This is a genomic window from Candidatus Avoscillospira sp. LCP25S3_F1 (assembly GCF_052117125.1).
GTDB lineage: Bacteria > Bacillota > Clostridia > Oscillospirales > Oscillospiraceae > Avoscillospira_A.
Window position 1 is genome coordinate 71073 of record NZ_JBQKJT010000003.1, and the last position, 22553, is coordinate 93625.

The window sequence follows — 22553 nt, forward strand, 5'->3', positions numbered from 1 at the left end:
ATACCACATCCGCCGCCCTGGTTGCAACGGGGAAACACTGGGTATTAGCACAATGCGGAGGTATCGTTCCGATACCTCCGCAGAACATGCCGTTATGAAATTACAGCCGTTTGGCAATGGCGCGGGCGGCCTGGACGCCGGAAGCGCCGGCCTGGGCCAGACCGCGGGTGATACCGGCGCCGTCGCCGATGGCGAACAGGCCCGGCAGCTGGGTCTCCAGCTCCTCGGTCAGCTGAATGCGGGCGGAGTAGAACTTGACCTCCACGCCATAGAGCAGCGTATCATAGTTGGCGGTGCCGGGGGCGATCTTGTCCAGGGCGTAGATCATCTCAATGATGTTGTCCATGTGACGCTTGGGCAGTACCAGGCTCAAATCGCCGGGCGTGGCGTTGAGGGTGGGGCGGGTGAAGGAGTGGCCCATGCGGTGCTCGTTGGTGCGGACGCCCTTAATGAGGTCGCCGAACCGCTGTACCAGAACGCCGCCGCCCAGCATGTTGGACAGAGAGGCAATGTGCTTGCCGTATGTATAGGGCTGGTTGAAGGGAGAGGTGAACCGGTTGGACACCAGCAGGGCAAAGTTGGTGTTGTTGGACCGCAGGGCCGGGTCGGCGTAGGAGTGGCCGTTGACGGTGATGAGGCCGTCCACGTTCTCCGCCACCACATGGCCGTAGGGGTTCATGCAGAAGGTGCGGACCGTGTCGCCGTACTGCTTGGTCCGGTAGAGCAGCTTGGACTCATAGACCACATCGGTGATGTGCTCGAATACCTTGGCGGGCAGCTCCACGCGAACGCCCAGGTCCACCTGGTTGTTGGTCATGTCCAGGCCCAGCTCCCGACAGCGGTCGGCGAACCACTCCGCGCCGCAGCGGCCGGGGGCGCTGACGCAAAAGCGGCAGTCCAGGGTTTCACCGTCGGCCAGGTGCAGGCAGTAGCCGCCGTCCACAGCTTCGATCTTATCCACATGGGTCTTGAAGCGGAACTCACAGTTCTGGTCCCGCAGGAATTCATAGATGTTGGTGAGGATTTTCAGATTGCGCTCGGTGCCCAAGTGCTTGCAGCGGGCCTGGAGCAGATGCAGATCGTTCTCCAACGCCTTCTTTTCGATGGCACGGGCAGCGGGGGTGTCGGTGGAGAAAATCTCCTTGGTAGCGCCGAACCGGACGTTGACGCTGTCCACATAGTCGATGAGGTCCAGCAGGTGCTGGTTGTCCAGGTAGTCGCCCAGCCAGCCGCCGAACTCTGTGGTGAAGTTGTATTTGCCGTCGGAGAAAGCGCCGGCGCCGCCGAAACCGGACATGATGGAGCAGGGCTTGCAGGAAATGCAGTCCTTGACCTTGCCGGCCACAATGGGACAGCTGCGGTGGTAGATGTCCTGGCCCATTTCCAAAATGGTGATTTTCAGATTGGGCTTCAGCTTCAGCAGTTCATAGGCTGCGTAGACGCCGGCGGTACCGGCGCCGATGATGGCTACATCGTAAGTCATGACAAAAACTCCTTTTTGTTTTTTCCAATTTGCAGACGGCGCGCTCAGCCCACCACAGTTTCCCCGGGCAGATCATCGGTGGGAGCGGCCTTGAAATATTGATCCATGACGGCCACAGCGGCCTGAGCCAGATTGCCGCCCTGGGCGCCTTTTTCCACATAGACGGCGATGGCGATCTGGGGGTCGTCCATGGGCGCGTAGCAGACAAATGCACCGTGGGCGGAGCCGGTGGAACCGTGCTCGGCGGTGCCGGTCTTGGCGCAGACGGCGACGTTGTAGTTTTTCAGATAGGTGGAAGCCGTACCTTCGGTGACGGCCAGACGCATACCCTCTCGGACAGCCGCCATGGCTTCGTCGGAGAAGGTGTAATTGTTGGCTACCACCGGCTCATTCTCCACCAGTGTTTCCGTGTAGTCGGAGGAGACAATGCGCTTTAAGAACGTGGCTTTGTACCGCTTGCCCTGGTTGGCCAGGGAGGCGGTGTAGACGGCCAGCTGCATGGGCGTAAAGCGGTTTTCCGACTGGCCGATGGCGGCGGCGATGGTGTCGGCGTCATACCAGCCGGCCAAGTCCGGGTTGTCCTTATGGACCTCGGCTTTGGTTTTCGGGTTGGCCCGGTAGCCGATGGCCTCACCGATTTCCACGCCGGTGTGCTCGCCAAGACCCAGCTGCTTGGCCACATTGTCGATGGCTGTGATGCCCGTGCGGCGGCCCACCTCGTAGAAGTAGTAGTTGCAGGACACCGACAGGGCTTCCATCATATTGATGATGCCGTGGGTGGTGCCGGTGTTGGTGTAGATCAAGCACTCAGGCTGATACGTATCAAAATAGGTGTATTTACCCAAGTCGTCGATTTCATAGAACCGACCGATGCCGGCACTGTCAATGGCGGCGATGGATGTGACCATCTTGAAGGTGGAGCCGGGCGGCATGGGGGCTTGCAGCGCCCGGTTATAGTAGGGCTTGTAGGGGTCCTCGCTGAGGGTGGCGTAATCCTCGTAGAACGTTTCCAGGGAATAGGTAGGGTAGCTGGCACAGGCAAGCACCTCGCCGGTGTTGACGTCAATGGCCACCAGCGCGCCGCCCTCGGCGTCCTGGCCCTTGCCTTTACTGTCGGTGGAGGAGGAGGAAAGACCGTGTTCCCGCAGGTCCAGAATGATCTTTTCCAGTGCTTCCTCGGCGGCGGCCTGGAGGTTGATGTCGATGGTCAGCATCACACAGTCTCCGGCCTCCGGTTCCACAGCCCAATATTCATCCAGCACCTCGCCGTCCTCATTGACTGTGGTGACTTTGGTGCCGTCGGTGCCGTGGAGCTCCGGCTCAAAGGCCACCTCAATGCCCGACTTACCCACGGTGGCGTTCATGGGGTAGCCCAGATCCTTGTAGGTGGACTGGTACTCGTCGGCCCACATGGTGCCGAGATATCCCAGAATGTGGGCGGCGTATTCGGTGTTGTAGGAGCGAACTGTGGAGGTCTGCACATTGAGGCCCGGCGTAGCCAGCTCCATGATGGCCGACAGGGTATCGGTGTCGGCGTCGGCCAGCAGCGTGTAGCTTTCCAGGCCGGTGCCTTCGACGGCCAGCAGGGCCAGCTCGTAGCGCAGGCCCGTCACCAGCCGCTTCTGCTGGTCGGTCCAGTCTGAGGGGATACTGAAAATCTTTTGCAGCTCCTTCATCAGGGTCTGGGGGGACATGTCCGGGTCGAGGCCGTAGGCCGACAGGAATTTACGGAAGTTGTTCTGCCAGCTGGAGTCCAGATCGTCCAGGGTGTAGGCGTAGGGAGTGGTTTTGGAGATGGGCAGATGGTCCGCATAGTCCGCGCCCAAACTCTCGCACAGTTCACCCAGCTCCAGAAGCCGTTGGTTGGGGTCGTCGGCGTTGAGGAGGATCACCCGATTGAGCTGAATGTTGTAGCTGGCCCGGTTGGTCACCAGGACGTTGCCGTTGCGGTCCAGAATGGGGCCGCGGGCCGCCTGGACCACGGTGCGGTAGGTGTAGGAGCCGGGCTCCTGGGTGGCCTGGGACTGGAGTTTGAACAGTTGGGCGCCGTAAGCACCCACCAGGGCCAGAATCAGCATCACCGTGACAATGACGCGAAATCGTGCTTTACGTTCCATGGCGATTACCTGCCTTTGCGATCTTGCCGGTCAGCCACCAGAACAGGGGCGTGGTCAGCAGCGAAAAACCAATTTGCAGCAACAGCAGCCGGGAGGCGTCAGCGGGCATGGGGGAGCCCAGAAACAGCCGCTGGACGTAGACGACCCCTTCACAGAGGACCAGATTCAACAGACTGCCGCCGACAGCGGGCATCAGGGAGCGGGTCACATAGGCGCTGGTGATATATCCGGCCACCATGGAGCCCAGGGGCAGGAGAAACACGAACACCGCGCCGCCGGAGGCTCCCGACAGGGCCCAGAAAGCGGCGGTGATCAAAGCGAACAGCCCACCCTGTTCATGCCCCTCCCGACAGGCCACGCAGGCAGCATAGACGGGCAGCAGGCTCAGCTTGGTACCGCAGAAGGTGCGGTTGCCCAGCACCGAGGTGGACAGCAGCAGCACCAGAAGAAATCCGGCGCTGTAGAGACTCCAGCGGAGGAGATTGCGTTGGCGTTGTGTCATGGCAATCCCTCACGACTGGTAATCGGCGATGAGGAACACCTGTTCCAGATCGCCCAGGTCGGCGGCAGGGGTCAGCTTGGCGAACTTGCCGACGCCGGTCTCGTCGTGTCCGGCGTCGGAGATATAGCCCAGCAGCAGATTCTTGGGGTAGAAGGTGGAACCGGTGGTGACCACCTGATCGTTGTTTTTGAGCACTGCGCCGGAGGCCAGATAGTTCATCCGCAGCGTGCCGTCCTTGTCGTAGGAGCCCTGGACCACGCCGGTGTAGCCGGAGGCGGCGATGGAGGCGGATATCTCCATGGACGGGTCCAGAATGGTGGTCACCGTGGCCCAGGTGGGCCCAGCCTCCGTGACCATGCCCACCACCTGCCCGTAGGCTGTGACGGCGCACATACCCTCTTGAATGCCGGATTCGGTGCCGCGGGAGATGGTGCAGGCCGTTTTCCAGTTGGAGGACTCCCAACTGGTGACGTAGGCCGAACGGAACGTGAAATCCGGATGGTCCTCCTGCAGTCCCAGCAGGGCGGTCAGGTATTCGTTTTCCCGTTCATACTGGGCCACGTCCCGGGCGTCCTCTTCCAGTTCGGCCACCCGCTGCTTGAGCAGCTCGTTCTCGGCCTCCAGGGCGTCGTAGCGGAACAGATAGTCGTAGAACTGCTCCACCTGCCGCACCGCCGCCGCTGTGGCGGACCGGAAGGGCGACAGCAGCAGACCCGTGACCTGCTGGCCCAGGGTGGCGCCGTCGCTGATGACGCCCACCACCGCAAAGAGGATGGCCAGGCTCATGGCCGCGGCCAGAATCATTTTGACCCGGCCGGAAAAGAATTTTTTCAATGCGTTTGCACCTCAGAACTCAAGTTACGTCGGCCTGTCCCAGAATCTCCACGCCCAGATGGCGGAGCATGGCGCACAGGCGGCAGATGGGGAGCCCCATGACGTTGTAATAGTCGCCGTCCAGCCGTTCCACAAAGAGACCGGCTAGCCCCTGAATGCCGTAGGCGCCGGCCTTGTCCATGGGTTCGCCGGTGGCCACATAGGCGGCGATCTCCTGGTGGGACAGGGAACGGAACCAGACATGGGTTACCACCGTGTCGGTGACGGTGCGGTTTCCCCGGCGGACGGTGACGCCGGTCATCACCTGATGGTCCCGGCCCGACAGGGCCGTGAGCATGGACACGGCTTCCTCTGTGGTGCGGGGCTTGCCCAGCACCCGGTCCTCCAGGACCACCACCGTGTCGGCGGCCACAATCACGGCGTCGTCTCCGGCGGTCTCCGCAATGGCCGCGGCTTTCTGGGCCGACAGACGGGCCACCTCATCAAAGGGTTTCTTTCCGTTGTCCATGGTTTCGTCGATGTCGGCGGCCGCGACCGCGAAGGAAAGGCCCATACGGGCCAACAGCTCCCGCCGCCGGGGCGACTGGGAGGCGAGCATCAATTCCATATCAGCAGGGTTCTCCTTATCAGTAATTACATAGACCTTTAACTATAGAATTATACACGAAACGCAACAGAAAACGCAAGCCCCACAAGAAAAAACAGGGGGACCACCAACTGTCCCCCTGCGAATTACATTATTCCACGCCCCGCACGTAGAGTCCGCGGGTGTGCTGGCCGGGGTCGAAGACGCCGCCGCTCTGCCAGGCGCGGACCACCAAATCCACCTCCCTGGGATTTTCCGTGGTGAACAGCAGCCGGTGTCCCCATACGCCCAGGACGCCCAATTCCTTGCGGCGGTCCAGCAAAAACAGCTTCCGGCCGTTGAGGACCACGCTGCGGCAGGTGCCGGGGTCCGGCAGGATGGGGAACTCGGCCCCGGTCCGGTCCACCAGACTGGTGGGCTGGCCGTGGCAGTTGCAGATGCCGGTGCGGTTGCGGATGAGACAGCTCTCTGTCAGCATCAGGGGCAGACGGCCATAGACCAGCAGTTCTGTGGGCAATGCCTTGCCCAAATCCCGAATCTGGGCCAGCCGCAGTTCAAAAGAGGCCGTCAGGGAGCGGAAATGGAGCCGCCGCACCTGTTGGGCCGTCAGGGTGTTGCACACATTGAGACCAAAGTCGCCCCGCAGCTCCATACCCAGCTCCAGGGCCGTGATGATCTGCCCCAGATTGCCGATGAGGACCGTGGAGACACCCAGCTGCCGGACGGTTTCCAGCTGGCGGCGCACCTTGCCCAATTCCCGATCCCAGACCACACGGGGCAGCACGGCGCAGACCTCCGTCCGTTGGCATAACGCGACCACCCGGTCAGGGTGGTCGGCCAGTTCGCTGACAGGCACATAGAGCACCGTGGGCCGGGCTGCCAGCAGGGAAGGCGTCACCTGCTCCAGAGACCGGACCTGTACGGTCAGTACCGGACGGCCGCTGTGGGCGGGCCAGGTGTGGGCAGGGGTGTAGCTGTGGAGGGGCACCCGGGGCAGCTGACCCCGCAGGGCCGACAGCCGGATCAGTGCCTCCCGACGTAGACCGTTGACCACGCTGGCCGGAACCATCAGGCCGGGGGCCACCTGGGCCTGGACCTGACGGCAGACGTATGGGGTGCCGCCGGTTTTGGAAAGGCGCGTCGTCAGCTCCTCCTCCGTCACAGGATGGCTGATGGCCTGTTGGGGCACAGGGCCTTCGGCCCGGCACACATGGCCGGACCAGTCCGCCACCAGCAGCGTCACCGGGCGGCCCGGCTGCACGTCGATCTGGAACCGCACCGGCACCCGGGATACCTCACCGGTTTCGTAGGTGGCGCGGGCTTTGGCCAGCAGTTGTTTATCCTCCCGCTCGCCGGTGCGGATGCCCAGCATGGAGCGGTCCACCTGATCCCGCAGATATCCATCGGTGAAGCCTTGGCGGGAGAAGATGCCCTGGAGCTCCTCCAGGTCCTTGCGGGAAACGGGCTTGCCGTCCAGGGCCGCCCGGTAGATGCGGGTCACCACGGCCACATATTCCGGCCGCTTCATGCGGCCCTCCAGCTTCAGGGAGTGGACGCCCATGGCTTCCAGCTTCAGAAGGTGCTCAATGGCGCAGTTATCCTTGAGACTCAGGGGGTACTGCTGCTGATAGCGGCCATAGCCGCAGGGGAGACGGCAGGGCTGGGCGCACTGGCCCCGGTTGCCGCTGCGCCGTCCGATGACGGCGGAAAAGTAACACTGGCCGGAATAACACATACAGAGGGCGCCGTGGCCGAAAACTTCGATTTCCACGGGGCTTTCCCGGCAGATGGCGGCGATTTCGCTTTCCGGCAGCTCCCGTGCCAGGACCACCCGGCTGCATCCCAGCTTGGCGGCCAGCTTGACGCCGTCCAGGTTGTGAATGCTCATCTGGGTGCTGGCGTGGACCTCCACCGTAGGGGCAATTTCCCGGCACATGGAAACCAGGCCCAGGTCCTGGACAATAAAGGCGTCCACACCCAGCTGGGCGGCCCGGCGAATCAACTCCGCCGCTTCGGGCAGCTCCCGGTCAGAGGCCAGGGTGTTCAGCGTCAGGTGGACCCGGACGCCGCGAACGTGACAGTAGGTGACGGCCTCCCGGAGGTCGTCCAGGGTGAAATTCCGGGCGCCCATGCGGGCGTTAAAGCCGCCGGCGCCCAGATAAACGGCGTCCGCGCCGTTCTGGACCGCAGCCCGCAGGGCGTCCATGGAGCCGGCGGGGGATAACAATTCGATCATCTATCTCAACCTCTCATACAGAGAACAACAGGGGTTCTGGAATATGTCAACCAGTATACCATATTTAGTAGCTGGAGAAAAGAGAAGGCACAAGAAAAAGTTTACATAAAATCAGAACGGTCTTTCAGCAAAAACTTACAAACGCCCTGCCGTCCGCCCTTTACAAGAACCGGGAAAATGGGGTATGATAAGAGCAATCTGGCTCGATCAAAAGGAGGATGCGCCATGCATCACGGATATCTTTCCTGCGCCTGCGCCGCCCCGGCTCTGCGGGTGGCTGACTGCGCGTACAACGCCGTTGAGACGGTGAACTGGATAGAGAAAGCCCATGCGCAGGGGGTACAGCTGCTGGTTTTTCCAGAACTGGGACTGACCGGCTACACCTGCGGGGAGCTGTTTTTGCAGAAAACTCTGCTGGACGGGGCCATGGACGCGCTGATGACCGTCAAGGAGGCCACGGAGGGCAAGTCCATGGTGGTGTTTGTGGGACTGCCGGTCCAGTGGAATCACAAGCTGTACAACTGCGCCGCCGTGCTCCATGATGGTTCCATTCTGGGACTGGTACCCAAAACCCATTTGCCCAACTACGGCGAATTTTATGAGCAGCGGTGGTTCACTCCGGCCACGGAGGAACTGTGCGTCACCCTGGATTTGGGCGGAGAGGCGGTGCTGCTGATGCCCAACCAGATTTTTCCGTGCCTGAATGTGCCGGAGCTGGTGCTGGGCTGTGAACTCTGCGAGGACCTGTGGGCGCCCAATCCCCCGTCGGTGCAGCAGGCGTTGGACGGGGCCACGGTCATCGTCAACCTGTCGGCGTCCAATGAGGTGGTGGGGAAGGACAGCTACCGCCGGGACCTGGTGAAAAATCAGTCGGCCCGATTGTCCTGTGCTTACCTCTACTGCTCCTGCGGCGACGGGGAATCCACCACCGACCTGGTGTTCTCCGGCCATCAGCTGATCAGTGAGGACGGCGCCTTGCTGGCGGAACGGCGGGACCGGACTCCCGGTATGGTGAAAACGGAAGTGGATGTCCACAAGCTGGACGGCGAGCGCCGCCGCCGCAACACGTTCCCGGCCCGGTCCGCCTGCAAGGGGGAGAGCGCCGCTTTTTATCTGGAGGAGCGGGAGACGACGCTGACCCGGTTTGTGGACCCCATGCCCTTTGTCCCCGCCGACACGGCGGCCAGAGACGGCCGCTGCGAGGACATTCTGAGCCTACAGGCGGCGGGACTGCGGAAACGCATTGAGCATGCTCACGCGAAAACGTGCGTGGTAGGCCTGTCCGGCGGTCTGGATTCCACCCTGGCACTGTTGGTCACCGTCCGGGCCATGGACAGTCTGGGCCGGGACCGGAAGGACATTCTGGCCGTCACCATGCCCTGCTTCGGCACCACCAGCCGCACCAAGGACAACGCCACCAAAATGGCCGAGCTGCTGGGCGTCCGGTTTCTGACCGTGCCCATCGGCGCGGCGGTGGAGCAGCATTTTAAAGACATCGGTCTGCCGGAGGATGACCGTTCGGTGACCTACGAGAACGGACAGGCCCGGGAGCGGACCCAAGTGCTCATGGATTTGGCCAACCGGCAGGGCGGCATGGTCATCGGCACCGGTGACTTGAGCGAGCTGGCCCTGGGCTGGGCCACCTATAACGGCGACCATATGAGCATGTACGGCGTCAACGGTTCTGTTCCGAAAACGCTGGTGCGCCATATTGTCCGGTATGTGGCCGACCACAGCGACAAGGATTTGGCGGCGGTGCTGCTGGATATCCTCGACACGCCGGTGTCGCCGGAGCTGCTGCCGCCGGAGGACGGGGAAATTGCCCAGAAGACGGAGGATTTGGTGGGTCCCTATGAGCTGCACGACTTTTTCCTCTATCAGATCGTCCGCTTTGCCTTCCCGCCGTCCAAGGTCTACCGGCTGGCCCGATACGCTTGGCAGGGACGGTATGATGATGAGACCATTTTGAAGTGGCTCAAGACCTTCTACCGCCGGTTCTTCCAGCAGCAGTTCAAGCGGAGCTGCCTGCCCGACGGCCCCAAGGTGGGCTCCGTCAGCCTGTCGCCCCGGGGCGATTGGCGGATGCCGTCGGACGCCTGCGCCACCCTGTGGCTCGACGAACTGGAAAATCTCTAAAAGGCAAACATTTTACTTGATTTTTCAGAAAATCGTGGGGTCCAGGGGCAGAGCCCCGGTCGCGCCTCGCAAGGCGCGAAATACCCGCCTGCCGCAGCGGGCGAACCTAGTGCCTCCGGCGCCATCCGCAGATGGCGCAATCCCCGCGGCAAAGCCGCAAGGCCACCGTCCCCACCCCAATGCGGGTGGAGGACGGTGGCCTTTTTATGGTTATTTTCCAATGAAATCTTCCCGGATGGCCATTATGAGCGCGTCCACATCCTCCAGCGTGTTCTCATGGCTGAAGCTGATGCGGATGGCTCCGTCGATGACGTCGGCGGGCAGACCCATGGCCTCCAAAACGTGGCTGCGGTGGCCTTTGGCACAGGCAGAACCGGCGGAGACATAGATTTCCCGGTCCTGGAGCCGGTTGATCAGCTCCTGGGAGCGGTGGCCCGGGATGCTCATGCCCACAATATGGGGGGCTGCCGCCGCGCCGAAGAGCACCACGCCGGGCAGCTTGGAAAGCGCGTCCCGGCAGTGGTCCCGCAGCGCTTCCATGTGGGTGATATCCGCTTTCAGAGACGCGGCTCCCACAGCGCAGGCCGCGCCGAACCCGCAGATGGCCGGCAATCCTTCGGTGCCGCTGCGGAAGTTCCGCTCCTGACCGCCGCCGTGGAGCAGGGCGGGCAGGGGCAGGCCCGGCTTGATGTACAACGCGCCGACGCCTTTAGGACCATGGACCTTGTGGCCGGAAATGGAAATCAAGTCCGCGCCCAGGGTTTTGGCTTTGAACGGCACTTTTAGAAAGCCCTGGACCGCATCGGTGTGAAACAGGGCGTTGGGGCTTTTGCGGCGGGTGGCCCGAATCATCTGCTGCAAGGGCATGACCGCGCCGCACTCATTGTTGACCATCATCACGGACACCAGAATGGTGTCGGGCCGCAGGGCGGCTTCCAGCGTTTCCACGGAGACAGTGCCGCTTTCGTCGGGCTGGAGATATGTCACCTCGAAGCCCTGCTGCTCAAACTCCTTAGCTGGATGGAGGACGGCGTGGTGCTCCACCGCTGTGGTAATAATGTGGCGGCCCCGCTTGCCCAGCCGTTTGGCGGCCCCGTGAAACACCCAGTTATCGGCCTCCGTGCCGCCGGAGGTGAAGAATACCCGGTCCGGTTCGGCGCCCAAAGCCGCCGCCACCTGCCGCCGGGCCTGACTGAGCCGCCGGGCGGCGTCCATGCCTAGATTGTGCAGGGAAGAGGGGTTACCCCAGCAGTCCCGCAGCAGCTCCGTCACCGCCGCCACGGCCTCCTCACAGGGCCGGGTGGTGGCGGAATTGTCAAAATAAATCATGGTACGCTCCTCTATGGTTCCGGACAGCGCCGCAAATTGTGGGGCGCTGCCTCAGATAATGTCAATCATATACTGGCACAGCTCCCGGGCGGCCTTGTCCATGTGACGGGTCTCTTCGGGGGTCAGTTCCAATTCCACAATCCGCTCCACGCCGCCGCTGCCGATGACGGCGGGAACGCTGAGAAAGATGTCGTCCTGGCCGTATTCGCCGTGGAGGGCCGCCGAGACACAGAGGGTCTTATGGCGGTCGCTGAGCACGGCGTCCACAATATCCGCCGCGGCGGCGGCCATGGCGAAGGCGGCGGAGCCTTTGACCTGAATCAGGTTGTAGGCCGTATCCGCCGCTGTGTTGGCCACGGCTTCCCGGTCCACCGTCTCCGGCAGGGGATTGCCATTGACCCGCACCCGGCTCCAGGGAATCACCGGCTCTGTCCCGGCATCCCCCAAAACCCAGGCTTCCACGGCGGCGGGGTCCGTGTCCAGCGCCTCCGCCAGATGGCTCCGCAGACGAGCCGCGTCCAGAGACGTGCCCAAACCGATGACCCGTTCCGGCGGCAAATCCGAAAGCTGATGGGAAAGCCACGCCATCAGGTCCGAGGGGTCTGTCAACACCACCAGAACGCCGGAAAATCCCGTAGCCATAACCGTCGGCACAATGCGGCCAACGGTGGTGGCGGACCGGTCCAGCTGGTCCAGCCGGGGCGCGTTGGGCGCCGGATTGGCCGACACAGTGAGCACGCAGACCTGGGCGTCGTCACAGTCGTAATAGGTACCTGACCGAATGCGGGTTCGGCCACCCAGCACCCCCAGACTGTGACGCAGGTCCGCCGCCTGAGCACGGGCAAGCCGTGGGTCCGCGTCCACCAGAACCAACTCGTCACACAGGTTCCGCAACACCAGATGGTGGGCCAGGGTCCCGCCGATCTGTCCAACACCGAGAATGGCTACCTTCTTCGCGGCCATAGTCCTCTTTCCTCCATTGACTGGAGACCATACCATAAGCATCTTTACCAAATGATGCGGTATTGTCTCCGCTGTTTTCTAGTTTAACCTCTTGTTTGCCGAATCACTTTCCAACACAAAAGCGCGAAAAAATCTGATCGGTGATCTCTGTTCGGGCCGTCCGGCCATTGATCTGTCCCAGCAGTTCCATGGCTTCCTCCACGTCCACCAGAACGGCGTCCGGCGTCAGCCCCTGCCGCAAAGCCGCCGCGGCCCGTTCCAGCGCTTCCGACGCCAGGAACACCGCGCCCGCCTGCCGGGCGTTGGTGAGAAGCGTGCCGTCACAGGGCAGGTCCAGGGGGAACAGTTCTTCCACCACCCGTTCCAGGGAATCCAGTCCCGCGCCGGTTTTGGTGCACAGGGGAATCACCCAGTCAAAGGGCAGATCCGCCGGGGAAATCTGCTGGGGCAAATCCTGTTTGTTCAGCAGGGCGATGGCGTGCTCTGCCTCCCAGGCCGCCGCCATGGCCGCCTGATCCGCATCGTCCAGGGGACGGCTGCCATCAAAGACGCACAGGGCCAATTTTGCCCGTTTGGCTGCCTGACGGCTCCGCTCCACGCCCATGGCTTCGATCTGATCGTCCGTGTCCCGAATGCCTGCCGTGTCCGTCAGGCGCAGTTTGATGGAACCCAGTTTCAAGACTTCCGTCACCGCGTCCCGGGTGGTGCCGGCCACGTCGGTGACAATGACCCGGTCATAGCCCGCCAAGGCGTTGAGCAGGCTGGACTTGCCCACGTTGGGCTTGCCCAGAATGACGGCGTCGAGACCGTTTTTCAATACCGTGCCTCGGCGGTAGGTGGCGGCCAGAGCGGCTAAATCTGCCTGTGCCGATGACACGGCTTCGGTGATCTCCGAATTGCGGAAGTCGTCAATGTCCTCGTCGGGGTAGTCCAGGACGGCGTGGAAATGGGCGCAGAGCCCGGCCAGCCGGTCATACAGCGGGTCGATGCGGCTGCGGACCGCGCCGGACAGCTGCCCGGCGGCATTGGCGGCGGCTTCGGCGGTATCTGCCTCAATGAGATCAATGACGGCTTCGGCTTGGCTCAGGTCCAGACAGCCGTTGAGGAAAGCCCGCTTGGTAAATTCACCGGGTCCGGCCTGATGGGCTCCGGCGGCGAACAGCGCTTGCAGTCCCGCCGCAAGAACGGCCAGAGAGCCGTGACAGTGAAGCTCCGCCGTATCCTCACCGGTGTAGGAGTGAGGAGCCCGGGACACGGTGGCCAGCACCTGATCCAGCATCCGCCCCTGGGCGTCGTGGAGACTGCCCAGCACCAGACGGCGATCCGCCGTATCGGCCAGGGGTTTGCCGCTGACAGCGGTGAACACCCGGTCGGCCACGGCGATGGCGCCGTCGCCGGACAGGCGCAGAATGCCGATGGCCCCCGGCTGGGGCGCCGTGGAAATGGCGGCGATGACCTGAGACATGCGATCCTCTCCTTTTCGTGTATCAAGCACATAGTATACTCCTTTTTTACCCCGATGACAAGTGAGACCGGCGGAGAATTGTCGGAGTTTGGCGAAAGCGTTGCGTTTTTCCGGAAATTATGGTATTTTATAAAGACTAAACTGTTCGAAAGGACATATCGCCATGAAACAATGGATTGCTGCATTGCTCTGCGCCCTGGTTTTGGTGCAGCCGGTTCTGGCCACCGGCACGGGTAATGACGCGGATACCAACCAGGAAGAGACCACCGGTGAAACAGCCGACAACACTGCCGATACCGCCGGGGACAATACCGGCGCAGCCGGTGACGGCGGCACGGACCGCATTCCCAGTACCGACCCGGATACTGCCACGGCCACCGGCGGTACTGCCGGCACGACTACCAACACCGGTACGGCCACAGGCACCGGGACTACCGGCAACACCGTAGACGCCAAGACGGCCACCATTACCAATTTTAATGCCCAGTGGGTGGTGGATGCCAAGGGCCAGGCCACGGTCACCATCCGGGTGGACATGAACCTGCCCTCATCGGTGACGCAGCTGGACTTTCCCATCGGCAACGGCGTGAATGCACAGCTGAGCGGTTATGATAAGGTCGAGACCGTGGACATCACCGATGGCAAAGCGCTGCGGCTGGTGGCGAACCCGGGCTTCACGGGCGTCCAGACCTTTACGCTGTCCTATGCGGTGGAGAACGCCATCAAGGTCACCGAGACGGGCCAGAAGCTGGAACTGGATATCATGGCGCCGGGCTGGGCCTGGCCCATGACGCAGGCGTCCTTTACACTGACAATGCCCGCCGTCTTTACCGGAGAGCCGACTTACGTCGGCGGTTATTATGCTGATTTGGTGGCCGACTATATGAATCTGGAGCAGACGGATACCACCATCACCGGCACCTATAAAGAGCCGCTGCGGGACCACGAAAGTCTCAGCATTTCCCTGGATTTGCCTGCCGAGTACATCACCATCCGCAGTGCCAGCGGCATTTCCCAGGTGGTGACGCTGGCGGTGACGATTCTGCTGGCGGTGCTGGCATTGCTGTACTGGTACAAAACCCTGTGCAACGGCAAAATGAAAATTGTCTCCCGCACCATGGCACCCGACGGCGTGGGCGCCGGAGAACTGCCCCTGCTGCTAATGGGCGCCCGTCCCCGGCTGTCGTTACAGGTGGCCCAGTGGGCTTCCCTGGGCTATCTGGTCATGGGTTATGACCAGCGGGGCCGGGTGATCCTCCAGAAGACCATGGACATGGGGACCGAGCGCCGTCAGTCGGATCAGGTGACCTTTCAAAAACTGTTTGGCGACAATACGGTCTGTGAGGGCGAGGGCCGCCGGTTTGCCGCCCTGGCGGACTGGTACGCCCACAATATGGAGCGCAGCTGCCGCCGCCGCTATTTCTCCCGCACCAGCGGCGCGCCGCTGATCGTCTATCTGCTGGGCGTGATCTCCTGTGCAGTGGCCCTGTTCGGCGCGGCTTCGGCGGGCCTGCCCGCCGGAAAGCTGCGGGGCCTGCTGCTGGTCCTGTTGGCGCTGCTGGGTCTGGCCGCCGGTATTTCTGCCACCATTGCTGCCATTATGGCCACACGGCGGCAATTTCAACCGGTGGTCCTCGGCGTGTTTTTGCCGCTGGTGGCGCTGGTGCTGTCTGTGGTGTGGGGCGGCGTGCTGCCCATGGTCATCGCCTTTGCCACGGTGGTGTTCGGCGCGGTGGCAACCATGCGCGGCGGCCGCCGCAGCGCTGCCGGTCAGAATATCACGGCCCAGGCGTTGGGCTTCCGCCGGTACGTTCAGTATCTGTCGGCCCACCAGCTGACTATGCAGCTGCGGGACAACGGGCTCTATTTCTATGATCTGCTGCCGTTTACCGAGGCCATGGGTCTCAGCGACGATCTGGCCTCCCGGGTCGGCCGGTTCCAAATGGAGCCTTGCCCCTGGTTCCGGGCCCGCCGCAAGCAGCCCCAGACGCCCCCCGGCTTTACGGCGGCGTTTCAGGATATGCTCCGGCGCATGGACAACAGCGTACAATAACCGCTTGAACCGTCCATTCCCATCCGAATATCAGAAAATTACCGCAGCGACACGAGAAAATAGCTTTCTTGTGTCGCTGCGGTTTGTTTGTGCGGGAAAATGCTGGAGCGAATGGCCCCGATGTTGGCGCGGTTAAATCCGGAGGTCCAGATTGGGAGATATGACCGCAAACCGTTCAAAATACCCCTTGGCGGCACATTGCAGATTGGACAAAAACCGGTTCAGCAGACTGGCGCTTTCGGGCTCCTGTTTGGAGGGGGAGAGCAAATCCGAGACCTTGCGCGGCTTCCCCTGCGCATCCAAACGAAATTCGGCTTCCTGGCGGTGCTCCGTGCCGCTCTCGTCGGTCCAAAGGACCCAGGTGCGTCCTTTGAAGCTGTCGGTGGGGTCAAAGCCGTCGGTGGTGTAGTCGGTGACGGTCTTGTTGCCGTTGGCGTCCACCTCGGCAAAGGACGTGATCTGAATGCTTCCCTCGGCGGTCACCTTGCCGCCGGTTTCATAAAACCACTGGAATTGCTTCGGCGGCACCACATCCGGGTCCAGAATAAAGTGATTCTCAGATACAATAAACGGGTCGCCGGCCAGAGCGGAGTTGAAGTTATAGCGGTGGGTCTCGCCATTAGCCAGGTAATCGGGAACGGTGAAGGTGGAGTCGTGCTCCTGGGCCATAGCCTGGGCGCCTGCCGTGATGGCGGAAATTGCCGATTCGCTGGCGTAATAGTAATCGGCATTATAATAGCTCCAGCCGCGCTGTGCGTTTTCCTCGCCGGTAATGTACCGCTGCCCCTCGGCGTTGTTGCGCTCTACGGCGGCGGCCAGGATTTTCTGCCGGAACACATCGTAAAACCGGCTGGCCGTTTCCTTTTGCGTATCGGTCAGAGGACCGGTGGGGTTCTCAGCAGAGCCGAACAGCTCTTTTTTCAGCAGCCGTTCATACTCGGCCTGCAATTCAGTTTCAGACAGCTTTCCGTCCATAAATGCGTTGATGGGGGCGTCCATGGGGCTTTTCACTGCGGAGAAATCACCGCGCAAGGCGTCTTCCATGGTAATGTAGGAAAAATTGGAATCAAAGCGCACAAAGGAATCGGTATTTACAGAGTTTGCAGGGACCTTTTGTAGGTCTTTGGAGATGTCCAAATGGGTTCCGTATGGACTTTGCATGACAGGGTAATTGGACGGATTGACGCCGTTCATGTGCAAGACCTCCTGATTTGTTCCAAAATCGATGTTGCCTGTATCTTTGGTGTGTGCCGGAAGCCACGCCAAAAGCAGTGAAATACAATCATTTCTATTATCGACACATTTTTCCAAAAGATTAGAATGCGGTATGGCCCATTGGGACCAGGGCTGGAACCGTCAAATGGTCAGCAAGAGGCCCGCTGCCAACGGCAGCGGGCCCCAAAAGGCGTTATGTAAGATTACACATATTGTTGGGTATTGACGTCCACCACGCCGCGGGTGGTGATGCGCAAGGTGGGAATCACGGGCAGAGCCAGGAAACTCAGTGTCATAAAGGGGTCAATGCCGGGGTTGATGCCCAGGCTGTAGGCCACTTCCTTGGCGTGCTCCAGCGCTTCGTTTAGCTGCTCCACCGGCTGCTCGGTGAGGATACCGGCCACTTCCAGCACCACCTCAGCCAGAATCGCGCCGTCCCGGACCACCACGATGCCGCCGCGGTTCTCTACCACCCGGTTGACGGCCACGGCCATGTCGGCGGAATTGGTGCCTACGGCGATAATGTTGTGGCTGTCATGGGAGATGGAGGTAGCCACGGCGCCGTTTCGCAGGCCATAGCCGTGGAGGTAGCCCAGGCCGATGTGGCCGGTGCCCTTGTGGCGCTCCACCACGGCTACTTTCAGAATGTCCTGTTCCACGTCCACCTTGGTGGCGTAGCCGCAGTCGGTGGTGAGGAGTTCTCCATCCACCAGACCGATGATGCCGCGCTGGCGCTTGTCGCGGAAATCGTCCACTTCCAGCGTCCGGACGTGGAACGTGTCCCGGGCCCGTTCCAGCAGATAGGGATCGATCTGGGGCCACGGCATATCGCGGCAGTAGTCGTCGCCGTACCACAGCTTGCCCTTTTTAAAGACCATTTCCACCTGAAAGTGCTCCAGGCTGTCCACCACGCAGAAGTCGGCCAGGTAGCCGGGGGAGATGGCGCCCCGGTTGTTGAGCTGATAGTACCGGGCGGCGTTGTGGCTGGCCACTTTGACGGCAATAATCGGGTCTACACCGGCGGCGATGGCCCGACGCACAATGTGGTCGATGTGGCCCTGCTCCAGAATGTCGTTGGGATGGCGGTCGTCACAGCAGAACATGCAGCGCTCATAGTACTGGGGCGTCAGCAGGGGCAGCAGGGCGTCGAGATTCTTGGCCGCCGTGCCCTCCCGAATCATAATGTACTGGCCCAGACGCAGCTTGACCAATGCGTCTTCCATGTCGTAGCACTCGTGGTCCGAATAGACGCCGGCGGCCACATAGGCGGCCAGGTCCTTTTCCCGGATACCGGGGGCGTGGCCGTCGATCTTCTTGTGGTGGGCCTGGGCCGCCACAATTTTCTCCAATACCATGGAATCGGCGGCGATGACGCCGGGATAGTTCATCATTTCCGCCAGACCGTTGACTCTGGGATGCTCATAGAACGAGTCGATGGCCCGGTAGTCCAGCACCGCGCCGGACTCATCCAGGGGCGTGGCCGGAACGCAGGAGGGCAGCATAAAGCGCACGTCCACCGGCAGGCCCTCGGTGGCCTGGAGCATGTAGTCGATGCCGTCGGTGCCCATGACGTTGGCAATCTCATGGGGGTCCGTGATGACGGTGGTGGTGCCGTGGGGCAGCACCGCCCGGGCAAACTCCCGGGGGCTGACCAGAGAGCTTTCCAGGTGGATGTGGGCGTCGATGAGACCCGGCAGGACGATTTTGCCGTGCATGTCGTAGGTCAGGCGGCCCTCATAGGTACCCATGCCCACAATCAGCCCTTCGGCCACGGCAATGTCGGCGGTGCACAGCTCGTTGGAAAACACGTTGACATAGGTGGCGTGCTTCAAGACCAGATCAGCCGGTTCCAGCCCGGCGGCCACGCGGACGATCCGCTGCTTTTTCCGCAGCTTGCGGTTGATTTTGCCGGAATAGCTTTCGTTGGTATTTGCCATAGGACTCATCCTTTCGCGCTTGGCACATCGGACGGAAAACTCCGTCCATCAGGCGACGGTGTTTGTCTATTTTGCACATTGTACCACACTCCGGCGGGAAAGTCCAGTGAACGGACGGGGAATCCTGTTACCGCAGAAAGGGCAGCTGCTGCCAGTGGCGGTAATCCTCTAAGGTGCAGGCGGCGGTGGCGGCGATTTCGTCCCACTGGTGGACCGTGGCCGGGTCGGCCACGGCGCAGACCTGGAACCCGTCGACCACCGCCGTGTGGACGGCATAGCAGGCGTCCTCAAAAATCCAGGCGGCATCCTTGGGCGTACTGCCCAACGCCGCCCGGTAAATTTCCGGCGTATGCTTGCTGTGGCCCACCTCGCCGCAGGTGTAAATTTCGTCGAACAGCACGTCGGCTCCCGTCAAAGCCAGGGCGGGCAGCAAAAGGCGGCGCTCCGTGGCCGTGGCCAGCACCAACGTCACGCCCCGGCCCTGTAACATCCGCAGAAACTCGAGAGCGCCGGGCTTCAATTCGGCTTCCTTTGTATAATACTGCTGCACCCGCTGCTCCAGAATGGCATGGATTTCCTCCACGGGCTGGGGCAGATCGTAGTCTTTCTTTAAAAAGGGGGCAAACTCCAGCATGCCCAGGGCCAGGGTGTCCCGGCCAATGCTTTCCTTGGGGGAATGCCCCAGAGTTCTTACCACATGGGCTGCCGCGTTGCGCCACATGGCGGTGGAGTCGAGAATGGTTCCATCCATATCAAAGATGGCTTTTTGCAGTGTCATGGTGTTCTCTCCTTCTGAAAAGTACCCCCACTGTACCATCCCGTCCGGCAGCCTGTCAATGGCTGTCTATGCAAGAACATATTGTATATATACATAATATACTGTATATTTATGGGGAATAGCTGAATATTCCTAAATATGCGTGAAAGTATCATGTATTTTTATTCAATTTTACACTTGCCTTTTCGCTGCTGCGGTGCTATGATAGTGCCACAAAATAAAACGACACCTACGGAGGCGCATTTGCAATGAGTGAGATCAAGAAAATCGTCCTGGCCTATTCCGGCGGCCTGGATACTTCCATTATCATTCCCTGGCTGAAGGAGCACTACAACAACCCCGAGATTATCGCCGTGGCTGCCGATGTGGGCCAGGACGACGAGCTGGAGGGCCTGGAGGAGAAGGCCATCAAGACCGGCGCTTCCAAGCTGTATGTGCTGGACCTGGTGGACGAGATGGTGGACGACGTCATCATCCCCTCCATGATGATGGGCGCCAAGTACGAGGACTACCTGCTGGGCACCGCCTTTGCCCGGCCCATCATCGGCAAGGCCCTGGTGGACATCGCCAAGAAGGAGGGCGCCGACGCCATCGCCCACGGCGCTACCGGCAAGGGCAACGACCAGGTCCGCTTTGAGCTGGCCATCAAGCGGTTCGCTCCCGAGATGAAGATCATCGCCCCCTGGAGAGAGTGGGATATCAAGTCCCGTGAGGAGGAGATCGACTACGCCGAGGCCCACAACGTTCCGCTGAAGATTTCCCGTGAGACCAACTACTCCAAGGACAAGAACCTGTGGCACCTGAGCCATGAGGGTCTGGATCTGGAGGACCCCACCAACGAGCCCCTGTACGACAAGGAAGGCTTCCTGGAGATGAGCGTGTCTCCCTTCAAGGCTCCCGACGAGGCCACCTATGTGACCCTGGACTTTGAAAAGGGCTGGCCTGTGGCCCTCAACGGCGAGAAGATGAAGGCCAGCGCCATCATTGCCAAGCTGAACAAGATCGGCGGCGCCAACGGCATCGGCCTGCTGGATATCGTGGAGAACCGGCTGGTGGGCATGAAGGACCGCGGCGTCTATGAGACCCCCGGCGGTACCATCCTGTACCGGGCCCATGAGGTTCTGGAGATGCTGACGCTGGACCGTGACACCAAGCACATGAAGTCCAAGCTGGCTGTGGATTTTGCGGATCTGGTGTACAACGGCAAGTGGTTCACCCCCCTGCGGGAGGCCCTGACGGCCTTTGCCGTGGATACCCAGAAGTATGTCACCGGTCAGGTGAAGCTGAAGCTCTACAAGGGCAACATCATCACCTCTTCCGTGTCCTCTCCCTGCACCCTGTACTCCGAGAGTCTGGTGACCTTCGACGAGAGCGACTACGATCAGGCTCAGGCCACCGGCTTCATCAACCTGTGGGGCCTGCCCGATACGGTGCAGGCGCTCAGAGAGCAGGGCAAGCTGTAAGAATGACGATTCCGAGGGGCAAACGACTGTTTGCCCCTCCTTTGCAATGATGATTTCTACTGGAAGAAAGGAACGAACGAGCCATGAAACTTTGGTCCGGACGGTTTGAAAAGAACACGGATAAGCTGGTGGACAGCCTTAACGCCTCCATTTCCTACGACCAGCGGATGTATGAGGAGGATATCACCGGCTCTATGGCCCATGCGACCATGCTGGGCGCCCAGGGGATCATCCCCCAGTCGGAAGCCGACCTGATTGTGAAGACCTTGGGGGAGATTCTGGACGACTGCCGCGCCGGCAAGATCGAGTTTACCGAGGAGAACGAGGACATCCATATGAATGTGGAGGTCCTGCTGACGGAGCGCATCGGAGCCGCCGGCAAGCGGCTCCACACGGCTCGGTCCCGCAACGATCAGGTGGCTGTGGACTTGAAAATGTACCTGCGCAACGAAATCGGAGACCTCCAGGAAAAGGTGAAAAAGCTGATTTCCGCCATCTGCGACAAGGCCCAGCTCCATCTGGAGTCCATCATGCCCGGCTACACCCATTTGCAGCGGGCCCAGCCCTCCACCTTTGCCCACTATACCATGGCCTACGCCGAGATGCTGACCCGGGACCTGAGCCGTCTGGCCGACTGCAAGACCCGGCTGAACCAGTGCCCTCTCGGCTCCGGCGCCATGGGCGGTACCACCTATCCCATCGACCGGTTTATGACGGCCAAGGCCCTGGGCTTCGACAAGCCCACGGAAAACTCCATCGACGGTGTCTCCGACCGGGATTATGTTCTGGAACTGGCCTCGGCGCTGTCCATTCTGATGATGCACCTGTCGCGTTTTTCCGAGGAGATCATCCTGTGGGCCAGCTATGAGTTCGGCTTTATCTCCCTGGATGATGCCTATGCTACCGGCTCCTCCATCATGCCCCAGAAAAAGAACCCCGACATTGCCGAGCTGGTTCGCGGCAAGACGGGCCGGGTCTACGGTGATCTCATGGGCCTGCTGACGGTGATGAAGGGCTTGCCTCTGGCCTACAACAAGGACATGCAGGAGGACAAGGAGGCCATTTTCGACGCCGTGGACACCGTGGGCCTGTGCCTGGATGTGTTCACCCCCATGTATGAGACCATGACGGTCCGGGTGGACAAGCTGCGCCGGGCCGCCGCCGAGGGCTTCATCAACGCCACCGACTGCGCCGACTATCTGGTGAAGCAGGGCATGCCCTTCCGGGACGCCTACACCTGCGTGGGCAAGTTGGTCCACTACTGCATTGAGCAGGGCAAGACCCTGGAGACGTTGTCTCTGGACGAGTATCATGCGGTATCGCCCGTCTTTGATGAGGGCGTCTATCAGGCCATCGATCTGATGACCTGTCTCAAGGGCCGCATGGTCCCCGGCGGCCCCGCCCCGGAGATGGTCCAGAAGCACATCGACCACACCCGCGCTGCCATCAAGTGAGG

General features: G+C 61.3%; 16 protein-coding genes. 4 read left to right on the forward strand and 12 right to left on the reverse strand.

Annotated features, from left to right (window positions below; all coding sequences use genetic code 11):
• Positions 1 to 100: 100 nt before the first annotated feature.
• From ACTQ33_RS03310 to ACTQ33_RS03335, 6 genes are all read right to left on the reverse strand, one after another.
• Positions 101 to 1483, reverse strand: coding sequence for an NAD(P)/FAD-dependent oxidoreductase (locus ACTQ33_RS03310; protein WP_441462164.1), 1383 nt, complete (start codon positions 1481 to 1483; stop codon positions 101 to 103).
• A 44-nt stretch (positions 1484 to 1527) separates the two neighbouring features.
• A complete protein-coding gene (locus ACTQ33_RS03315; RefSeq protein WP_441462166.1) occupies positions 1528 to 3600 on the reverse strand; it encodes a penicillin-binding transpeptidase domain-containing protein in 2073 nt (690 codons plus the stop codon).
• Positions 3590 to 4102 carry a hypothetical protein gene (locus ACTQ33_RS03320; protein ID WP_441462168.1) on the reverse strand — a complete coding sequence of 171 codons (513 nt, stop codon included), beginning with the start codon at positions 4100 to 4102 and terminating at the stop codon, positions 3590 to 3592. The genes ACTQ33_RS03315 and ACTQ33_RS03320 overlap by 11 nt, the downstream gene beginning before the upstream one ends.
• A 9-nt stretch (positions 4103 to 4111) precedes the next feature.
• The gene (gene mreC / locus ACTQ33_RS03325) at positions 4112 to 4936 is read right to left on the reverse strand and encodes a rod shape-determining protein MreC (protein WP_441462170.1); all 825 of its coding nucleotides are present in this window, start codon (positions 4934 to 4936) and stop codon (positions 4112 to 4114) included.
• Between the two features lie 19 nt (positions 4937 to 4955).
• The gene (locus ACTQ33_RS03330; RefSeq protein WP_441462171.1) at positions 4956 to 5543 is read right to left on the reverse strand and encodes a Maf family protein; all 588 of its coding nucleotides are present in this window, start codon (positions 5541 to 5543) and stop codon (positions 4956 to 4958) included.
• A gap of 130 nt (positions 5544 to 5673) precedes the next feature.
• Positions 5674 to 7758, reverse strand: coding sequence for a DUF3656 domain-containing U32 family peptidase (locus tag ACTQ33_RS03335; protein WP_441462173.1), 2085 nt, complete (start codon positions 7756 to 7758; stop codon positions 5674 to 5676).
• Between the two features lie 225 nt (positions 7759 to 7983).
• On the opposite strand from ACTQ33_RS03335, the gene ACTQ33_RS03340 reads away from it, so the two are divergent.
• Complete coding sequence (locus ACTQ33_RS03340; RefSeq protein WP_441462174.1) at positions 7984 to 9894, forward strand: NAD(+) synthase; 1911 nt, start codon at positions 7984 to 7986, stop codon at positions 9892 to 9894.
• A gap of 210 nt (positions 9895 to 10104) precedes the next feature.
• Here the strand turns inward: ACTQ33_RS03340 and ACTQ33_RS03345 are convergent, their stop codons facing one another.
• The 3 genes from ACTQ33_RS03345 to mnmE form a co-directional block, all read right to left on the reverse strand.
• Positions 10105 to 11223 carry a cysteine desulfurase family protein gene (locus ACTQ33_RS03345; RefSeq protein ID WP_441462175.1) on the reverse strand — a complete coding sequence of 373 codons (1119 nt, stop codon included), beginning with the start codon at positions 11221 to 11223 and terminating at the stop codon, positions 10105 to 10107.
• Between the two features lie 51 nt (positions 11224 to 11274).
• Entirely contained in the window at positions 11275 to 12186 is a 912-nt protein-coding gene (locus tag ACTQ33_RS03350; protein ID WP_441462176.1) for a lactate/malate family dehydrogenase, read from the reverse strand.
• 103 nt (positions 12187 to 12289) lie between these two features.
• Positions 12290 to 13651 (reverse strand): tRNA uridine-5-carboxymethylaminomethyl(34) synthesis GTPase MnmE, encoded by a 1362-nt coding sequence (gene mnmE / locus ACTQ33_RS03355; protein WP_441462178.1) that lies wholly within the window; start codon positions 13649 to 13651, stop codon positions 12290 to 12292.
• Between the two features lie 163 nt (positions 13652 to 13814).
• Here mnmE and ACTQ33_RS03360 point away from each other — a divergent pair, with 163 nt between their 5' ends.
• Positions 13815 to 15704 (forward strand): DUF2207 domain-containing protein, encoded by a 1890-nt coding sequence (locus ACTQ33_RS03360; RefSeq protein ID WP_441462180.1) that lies wholly within the window; start codon positions 13815 to 13817, stop codon positions 15702 to 15704.
• Positions 15705 to 15836: 132 nt separating this feature from the next.
• On the opposite strand, the gene ACTQ33_RS03365 is transcribed toward ACTQ33_RS03360, so the two are convergent.
• The 3 genes from ACTQ33_RS03365 to ACTQ33_RS03375 all read right to left on the reverse strand — a co-directional run bounded on the left by ACTQ33_RS03365 (position 15837) and on the right by ACTQ33_RS03375 (position 19634).
• Positions 15837 to 16898 carry a hypothetical protein gene (locus tag ACTQ33_RS03365; protein WP_441462182.1) on the reverse strand — a complete coding sequence of 354 codons (1062 nt, stop codon included), beginning with the start codon at positions 16896 to 16898 and terminating at the stop codon, positions 15837 to 15839.
• A 224-nt stretch (positions 16899 to 17122) separates the two neighbouring features.
• Positions 17123 to 18856, reverse strand: coding sequence for an adenine deaminase (gene ade / locus ACTQ33_RS03370; protein ID WP_441462184.1), 1734 nt, complete (start codon positions 18854 to 18856; stop codon positions 17123 to 17125).
• 127 nt (positions 18857 to 18983) lie between these two features.
• Positions 18984 to 19634, reverse strand: coding sequence for an HAD family hydrolase (locus ACTQ33_RS03375; protein ID WP_441462186.1), 651 nt, complete (start codon positions 19632 to 19634; stop codon positions 18984 to 18986).
• A gap of 248 nt (positions 19635 to 19882) precedes the next feature.
• On the opposite strand from ACTQ33_RS03375, the gene ACTQ33_RS03380 reads away from it, so the two are divergent.
• Positions 19883 to 21097, forward strand: a complete 1215-nt coding sequence (locus ACTQ33_RS03380) for an argininosuccinate synthase (protein WP_441462188.1) — start codon at positions 19883 to 19885, stop codon at positions 21095 to 21097.
• Between the two features lie 83 nt (positions 21098 to 21180).
• Positions 21181 to 22551: an argininosuccinate lyase gene (gene argH, locus ACTQ33_RS03385; RefSeq protein ID WP_441462190.1), complete on the forward strand. Its 1371-nt coding sequence runs from the start codon at positions 21181 to 21183 to the stop codon at positions 22549 to 22551.
• The last annotated feature ends 2 nt before the right edge of the window (positions 22552 to 22553 follow it).

What these genes read in the sequence shown, in the direction of transcription:
- ACTQ33_RS03335 (WP_441462173.1), bottom strand. Translation starts at nt 7,758, where the DNA reads ATGATCGAATTGTTATCCCCCGCCGGCTCCATGGACGCCCTGCGGGCT.
- ACTQ33_RS03375 (WP_441462186.1), bottom strand. Translation starts at nt 19,634, where the DNA reads ATGACACTGCAAAAAGCCATCTTTGATATGGATGGAACCATTCTCGAC.
- ACTQ33_RS03345 (WP_441462175.1), bottom strand. Translation starts at nt 11,223, where the DNA reads ATGATTTATTTTGACAATTCCGCCACCACCCGGCCCTGTGAGGAGGCC.
- ACTQ33_RS03360 (WP_441462180.1), top strand. Translation starts at nt 13,815, where the DNA reads ATGAAACAATGGATTGCTGCATTGCTCTGCGCCCTGGTTTTGGTGCAG.
- argH (WP_441462190.1), top strand. Translation starts at nt 21,181, where the DNA reads ATGAAACTTTGGTCCGGACGGTTTGAAAAGAACACGGATAAGCTGGTG.
- ACTQ33_RS03315 (WP_441462166.1), bottom strand. Translation starts at nt 3,600, where the DNA reads ATGGAACGTAAAGCACGATTTCGCGTCATTGTCACGGTGATGCTGATT.
- ACTQ33_RS03340 (WP_441462174.1), top strand. Translation starts at nt 7,984, where the DNA reads ATGCATCACGGATATCTTTCCTGCGCCTGCGCCGCCCCGGCTCTGCGG.
- ACTQ33_RS03330 (WP_441462171.1), bottom strand. Translation starts at nt 5,543, where the DNA reads ATGGAATTGATGCTCGCCTCCCAGTCGCCCCGGCGGCGGGAGCTGTTG.
- ACTQ33_RS03365 (WP_441462182.1), bottom strand. Translation starts at nt 16,898, where the DNA reads ATGAACGGCGTCAATCCGTCCAATTACCCTGTCATGCAAAGTCCATAC.
- mnmE (WP_441462178.1), bottom strand. Translation starts at nt 13,651, where the DNA reads ATGTCTCAGGTCATCGCCGCCATTTCCACGGCGCCCCAGCCGGGGGCC.
- ACTQ33_RS03320 (WP_441462168.1), bottom strand. Translation starts at nt 4,102, where the DNA reads ATGACACAACGCCAACGCAATCTCCTCCGCTGGAGTCTCTACAGCGCC.
- ACTQ33_RS03380 (WP_441462188.1), top strand. Translation starts at nt 19,883, where the DNA reads ATGAGTGAGATCAAGAAAATCGTCCTGGCCTATTCCGGCGGCCTGGAT.
- ACTQ33_RS03350 (WP_441462176.1), bottom strand. Translation starts at nt 12,186, where the DNA reads ATGGCCGCGAAGAAGGTAGCCATTCTCGGTGTTGGACAGATCGGCGGG.
- ade (WP_441462184.1), bottom strand. Translation starts at nt 18,856, where the DNA reads ATGGCAAATACCAACGAAAGCTATTCCGGCAAAATCAACCGCAAGCTG.
- ACTQ33_RS03310 (WP_441462164.1), bottom strand. Translation starts at nt 1,483, where the DNA reads ATGACTTACGATGTAGCCATCATCGGCGCCGGTACCGCCGGCGTCTAC.